Consider the following 5927-nt stretch of genomic DNA (forward strand, 5'->3'; position numbering starts at 1 on the left):
CAGCTCGTTGTAGGCGCGGGCGATGACGTGCGGCTCGTTGATGTCGATGACGTCCCCGCGCTCGATCAGCATCGCCCGGTCGCAGAAGCGCTCGGTCGCGTTCATGTCGTGGGTGACGAAGACGATCGTCTTGCCGCTGGCGCGCAGGCGGTGGAACTCCTCGAAGCACTTCTGCTGGAACGCCGCGTCGCCCACCGCCAGCACCTCGTCGACGAGCAGGACGTCCGCGTCGACCTGGATCGCGGTGGCGAAGCCGAGCCGCACGGCCATGCCCGAGGAGTAGTTCTTGAGCTTGAGGTCGACGAACTCCTCGAGCTCGGCGAACGCGATGACCTCGTCGAAGGCGCGCTTGGCCTCCTTGCGCGAGAGCCCCATCATCACCGCGTTGATGACGACGTTGTCCCGCGCGGTCAGGTCGGGGTTGAATCCGACGCCGAGCTCGATGAACGGGGAGAGCCGGCCCCGCAGCGTCACGCTGCCGCTGTCGGGCCGGTAGATGCCGGCGAGGCACTTCAGCAGCGTGCTCTTGCCGGACCCGTTGCGCCCGACGATCCCGAAGAACTCCCCGCGGCGGATGTCGACGTGGACGTCCTGCAGGGCGTGCAGCTCGTCGTAGGTCATCGAGCGGAACGGATGCAGGACCCGCTCCTTGAGCGTGTGGTACTGCTGGTGAGGAAGGCGGAAGGTCTTGCGGACGTGGTCCACCTGCACGGAGACAGGCTGCTGCTGCAGGCGGCGGACCCGAGCCGCCTGCTCCGGAGTGATCGTCGAGGTCGACACGGACGCAGAACGTTAGCGACGCGCCACGGTTGCGGACCTGCGGGGTCCGACGACGGGCGCGGGATGCATTACGGTCCCGCAGCGATGCCCAGTGCGCGCCGACCCTCCCGGTTGACCCTCGCCGTGCTCGGACTGCTGATGCTCGCGAGCGCGATCGTCATCCAGCACGCCGGGCACGGGCTGATCTTCTTCTACGACGAGTGGGACTTCATCACCCGCCGTCGCGGGTTCAGCGCCGACAGCCTGCTCGACGGCCACAACGGCCACCTGTCCGTGTTCCCCGTGGCGCTGTACAAGCTGCTGCTGCAGATCGCCGGGCTGGGTGCCTACTGGCCCTACCGGCTGACGCTGGTCTGCCTGCACCTGCTGGCGGGTGCCCTGCTGTTCGTCGTGCTGCGCTCGCGTGTCGGGGATGCGGCGGCCGTGTGCGGCGCCGCCCTCCTGCTGTTCCTGGGGTCCGCGGCCGACGATCTCATCTGGGCCTTCCAGATCGGCTTCGTCGGCTCGATCGCCGCCGGCCTGGGGATGCTCGTGGCGCTCGATCGCCGCAGTCGCGGGGGTGACCTGGCGGCCGCCGTGCTCCTGGGCGTCAGCCTCGGCTGCTCGTCCCTGGGCGTCTCGTTCCTGGCGATCGCGGTGATCGAACCCGTGGTCCAGCGCGACTGGCGCCGGCTCGCTCGGGTCGTCGCGGCGCCCCTGGCCCTGTACCTGGCGTGGCGCGCGAAGTACGGCGAGAGCGACCTGATGGCCGGCAACCTCGACGATGCGCCCGCCTACGCCTTCCAGATGCTGGCGGCGGCCGTCGGCGGCGTGACCGGCCTGGGCGCGACGGCCGGCCCGACCCTGGCGGTGCTCGTCCTGCTCGGCCTGGCGTGGGGGACCGCCCGCAGCGCCCCGAGCCCGCGCCTGCTCGCGGTGCTCGCGGGCGCCGTCAGCCTGTGGGGCCTGACCGCGCTGGCCCGCGCGCAGCTCGCCGACCCTGGCGCGGCGCGGTACCTCTACGCCTCGGTGGTTCTGGTGCTACTCGCCGCCGCCGAGCTGTGGCCGCGTGGCGTCGTGCTGCGGGGCCGCGCGCTGGCGGTCGCCGGGGTCGCGACCGCGATCGCCGTGCTCGGCAACCTGCTGCCGCTCAACCAGAAGGCGGATGCGCTGCGAGCCAACTCCGAGCACGTCAAGGCGCGGGTGAGCGCCCTGCAGCTGGCGGAGGTCGAGGTCGCCCCGGACTACCGGCCCGCTCCGGAAGCGGCTCCGCAGATCGAGGCCGGGCCGTACCTCGCCGCGGTGCGGGACTTCGGCTCGCCCGCGCAGAGCGAGCGGGCGCTGATCAGCGACCAGGAGCCGGACCGGCTCGTCGCCGACGTGGTGCTGTCGCAGATCGTGCCGCCCGTCACGCGACCGGCCACCGCTCGCGGCGCGCTGCGCGGGTGCACGGCGTTCGCCGCCGGCAGCGACGTCCCGTTGCCCCCGGAGGGGTCGATCGTGCTCGCGGCGCCCGACGGGGGCGAACCGGCCCAGCTCCTGCTGCGCCGGTTCGCCAACGGCACGATCGTCTCGCCGCTGGCGACGGTCGCGCCGGGCGAGCGGCTCGCGGTGACGACCGCTCCCGACGGCATCGATCAGGCGTGGGCCGTCCGGGTCAGCGCCGCGGTCCGCGCCTGCTCGGCCTGACCCGCGGGACGCGCCCGCCGCTCAGTCGGGCGGGTCCGACCCGCGCGGCGGCATCGGGACGGCGAGCAGCTTGATGCCGCTGATCCCCAGGTCGCTCAGCGCGGTCCGCGACAGCGACCGGTCGACGTGGACGGTCCCGGTCATGAGCTCGAACTTCGTGATGACCATGCCCGCGGCGAGGATCGCGCGCTGCAGGTCGTCGACCGTGACCCGGTTGAGCTCCCGGTACTCCTCGAGCACGAACTCCACGTCGCGCGGCCGGTCGGGGTGGGCCTCGGCGAGCGCCGCCGCGATCTCGTCGGAGCCGTGTCGCAGGTGCGCGAACCCGGCCGGGAACCACGGCCACAGATGCGAGCCGTGCTGGGAGTGGTAGAGCGGCCAGATCTGCAGGAACATGAAGCCGTCCGGGCGCAGCACCCGGCGGATCTCCCGGAACACGGTCACCGGGCGTTGCACGTGCTCGAACGTCGACCACGACACGACGACGTCGAACGCGGCGTCGGCGGCGGGCAGGGTCGTCGGGGTGCAGGTGCGGAACTCCAGGGCGGACGGGAGCGGGCCGTCGAGGACCCCGGCCTTACGGGCCTCGTCGCGCAACGATCCGAGGTCCGGCGCCTGGAGGTCGAAGCCGACGAGGCTCGCGGGCCTCCCGGCGGCGAGGATCCCCAGGTCGATGATGCCGTCGCCGCAGCCGACGTCCGCCACCGACCGGCCCTCGAGCGTGATGCCGTCCTGCCCGAGGAAGTCCAGGAGCTCGGCGGGCGCCTGCTCGTAGTGCTCGGAGAACCAGGGCCAGGGCTCGTCACCCTGACTCTCGCGCAGGAAGCGAAAGCCGGCGGATTCCTGGGTCTCGGGCACGGGGGAACTGTACCCCCGCAGCCAGGGGCGGGCCCGTCCGTCGGGCCTCGCGATAGCCTCGCGCCATGCCCCTGCGTGAGCTCGCCACCGGCGAGCACCTCGACGTCAGGCGCGGCGACGTCGTCGCGTGCATCCCGCTCTACGGCGGGCACGAGCACTTCGTGCGGTGCCTGCGCAGCATCCTCGCCCACACGCCGACCAGCGTGCAGATCCTCGTCGCCGACGACCAGACGCCCGAGCCCGCGAGCCACGAGTTCGTGCGCGCGCTGGACGCCGAGGGGGTACTGCGGCACGAGGTGACCTGGATGCGGGGCGCGGAGAACCTCGGGTTCGTCGGCAACGTCAACGCGGCGTTCGCGGCGAGCGCGCCCGCCGACGTGATCATCGTCAACTCCGACGTGGTGGTCGCCGACGGCTGGTTCGAGGGGCTGCGCGACGCCGCGCACAGCGACACGACGGTCGCCACCGCCACCCCGCTGACCAACCACGGCACGATCGTGTCGGTCCCGGTGCGCAACACCCCGCTCCCGCGCCTGCCCGACGGCGTGCAGCTCGACGACGCCGCCGCGCGGGTGCGCAGGGCGTCGCTGCGGCTGCGACCACGGCTGCCGGTCGCCATCGGCCACTGCCTGTACGTGCGACGCGAGGCGCTCGACCTCGTCGGAGCGTTCGACCTCGTGTTCGCGCCCGGCTACGGGGAGGAGGTCGACTTCTCCCAGCGCTGCCTGGCCCGGGGCCTGCAGCACGTCCTCGCCGACGACGTCCTCGTCGCCCACCACGGAGGCGGGTCGTTCGACGCGCTCGAGCGTCGGTCGGAGATCCAGCTCGCGCACGAGAAGATCGTGCGGGCCCGCTACCCCTACTACGCCGACATCGTCGCCGACGCCGCCGGGGACACGGAGGGTCCGCTCGCACGGGCCCTGAGCGTCGCCGCCCGCGAGATGCGCGGCCTGCGGGTGACGATCGACGCCCGCGCGCTGGGGCCGATCGCCACCGGGACGCAGGTGCACATCCTCGAGCTGATCGCCGCGCTCGAGCGGACCGGGGAGGTGCGCGTGCGGGCGCTGCTGCCCGACGACGTCGGCGACTACGCGCTGCACGCGCTGCACGAGCTGCCGGGCGTGCAGCGCATCTCGCTCGCCGAGGCGGAGCGCGCCGAGCGCGACGACATCGTCCATCGCCCGTGGCAGGTGCAGCGGCTCGAGGACGTCGAGCTGCTCGCCGGGCTCGGCGAGCGGATCATCGTCACGCAGCAGGACCTGATCGGCTACCGCAACCCGAGCTACTACCCGGACGCGACCGCGTGGCTCGCCTACCGTCAGCTCATGCGCGAGGTCGCGGCGCTCAGCGCGATGACGCTGTTCTTCTCCGGGCACGCGCGGGACGACGCCGTGTCCGAGGACCTCGTGGACCCCGAGCGGGCCCGCGTGGTCCACATCGGCGTCGACCACCAGGTCGTGGTCGCCCGCGAGGAGCCCAGGGCCCCGGAGCGGATGCTCGGGGACCGTCCGTTCCTGCTGTGCCTCGGCGCGGACTTCCGGCACAAGAACCGCGTCTTCGCGCTCGAGCTGCTGCACGCGCTGCGGACCCGGCACGGATGGGCGGGACGCCTGGTGTTCGCCGGCCCGCCCGTGCAGTTCGGGTCCTCGTCGGCCGACGAGGCCGCGATCCTCGCCGCGCGCCCCGAGCTCGCGGACGCCGTGGTGGATCTCGGCACCGTGCCGGAGGCCGAGAAGGAGTGGCTGCTGCGCTCCTGCACCGCGGTCCTCTATCCCACGACCTACGAGGGCTTCGGCCTGGTGCCGTTCGAGGCGGCCGCGGCGGGGGTCCCGTGCCTGTTCGCCGCGCAGACCTCGCTCGCCGAGCTGCTGCCGGCCGAAGCTGCGCTCCTCGTGCCGTGGGACGCGGACGCGAGCGCGGACGCCGTGATCGGCGTGCTGAGCGATCCCGCGCGCCGGGAGGCGCAGGTGAGCGTGGTGCGCGAGGCCGGCAGCCCGCTGCGGTGGGATCGCACCGGCCCGGGCCTCCTGCAGGCCTACCGCGACGCGGCGCTCCTGCCCAATCCACCCGCGGCGCGCGTCGTGGCGGAGAGCCTGGTCGCCGATGCGCGGTACTGGGGCCTGCGGCACGGGATCGGCGGCACCGGCCTGGCGCTGGTGGGGCCGCAGGGGGCGCTCCTGCCGGAGGACGCGCAGCGCACCCTCGCCGCGCTGGCCAAGCGTCCGGCGACCCGCTGGCTCGTCGTGGGCCCGCTCACCGTGGTGAGCCGGCTGCGAGGGTTGGCGCGTGCGGCTCGCAAGGGGTCGGGGACCAACGGCGGACCTCCGGCCTCCGCGGGCGAGTTGCCGTCCGGTGAGGACCGCGAGCAAGTCCGCACGTCCGGTTGACGCGCGTGGGCGACTGGTTCGAAGAGCACTACGTGCACGCGCCCGGCGAGGTGCTGGACTTCCTCGCCGCGGACGGGCTGGACCTCACCGACCAGGTGGTCGGCGACGTCGGCTGCGGCGACGGGATCATCGATCTCGGCCTCGTGCACCGGGGAGCGCCGCGCCAGCTCACGGGGTTCGACCTCAACGAGGTCGACACGGAGCGGCTGGCCCGGCTCGCCGAGGAACGCGGGC

The 5927-nt window shown here is 73.3% G+C and carries 4 protein-coding genes and 1 pseudogene; 3 read left to right on the plus strand and 2 right to left on the minus strand.

Annotated features, from left to right (window positions below; all coding sequences use genetic code 11):
• The coding region (locus ABYE80_RS15985; protein WP_372791301.1) for an ABC transporter ATP-binding protein at positions 1 to 780 on the minus strand (780 nt) is incomplete at its 3' end.
• A gap of 84 nt (positions 781 to 864) precedes the next feature.
• On the opposite strand from ABYE80_RS15985, the gene ABYE80_RS15990 reads away from it, so the two are divergent.
• Complete coding sequence (locus ABYE80_RS15990; protein WP_372791302.1) at positions 865 to 2448, plus strand: hypothetical protein; 1584 nt, start codon at positions 865 to 867, stop codon at positions 2446 to 2448.
• A gap of 21 nt (positions 2449 to 2469) precedes the next feature.
• Here the strand turns inward: ABYE80_RS15990 and ABYE80_RS15995 are convergent, their stop codons facing one another.
• On the minus strand, positions 2470 to 3306 hold the full coding sequence (locus ABYE80_RS15995; protein ID WP_372791303.1) for a class I SAM-dependent methyltransferase: 837 nt from the start codon (positions 3304 to 3306) through the stop codon (positions 2470 to 2472).
• A gap of 65 nt (positions 3307 to 3371) precedes the next feature.
• Here ABYE80_RS15995 and ABYE80_RS16000 point away from each other — a divergent pair, with 65 nt between their 5' ends.
• On the plus strand, positions 3372 to 5693 hold the full coding sequence (locus tag ABYE80_RS16000; protein ID WP_372791304.1) for a glycosyltransferase: 2322 nt from the start codon (positions 3372 to 3374) through the stop codon (positions 5691 to 5693).
• A 5-nt stretch (positions 5694 to 5698) separates the two neighbouring features.
• Positions 5699 to 5927 (plus strand): annotated as a pseudogene (locus ABYE80_RS16005) (hypothetical protein); the annotation flags it as partial.

This window comes from Paraconexibacter sp. (genome assembly GCF_041602235.1).
In the GTDB taxonomy this organism is placed as follows: domain Bacteria; phylum Actinomycetota; class Thermoleophilia; order Solirubrobacterales; family Solirubrobacteraceae; genus Paraconexibacter.

Bases quoted from the DNA above. Each gene is read 5' to 3' on its own strand.
- ABYE80_RS15990 (WP_372791302.1), top strand. From the start codon at position 865: ATGCCCAGTGCGCGCCGACCCTCCCGGTTGACCCTCGCCGTGCTCGGA.
- ABYE80_RS16000 (WP_372791304.1), top strand. From the start codon at position 3,372: ATGCCCCTGCGTGAGCTCGCCACCGGCGAGCACCTCGACGTCAGGCGC.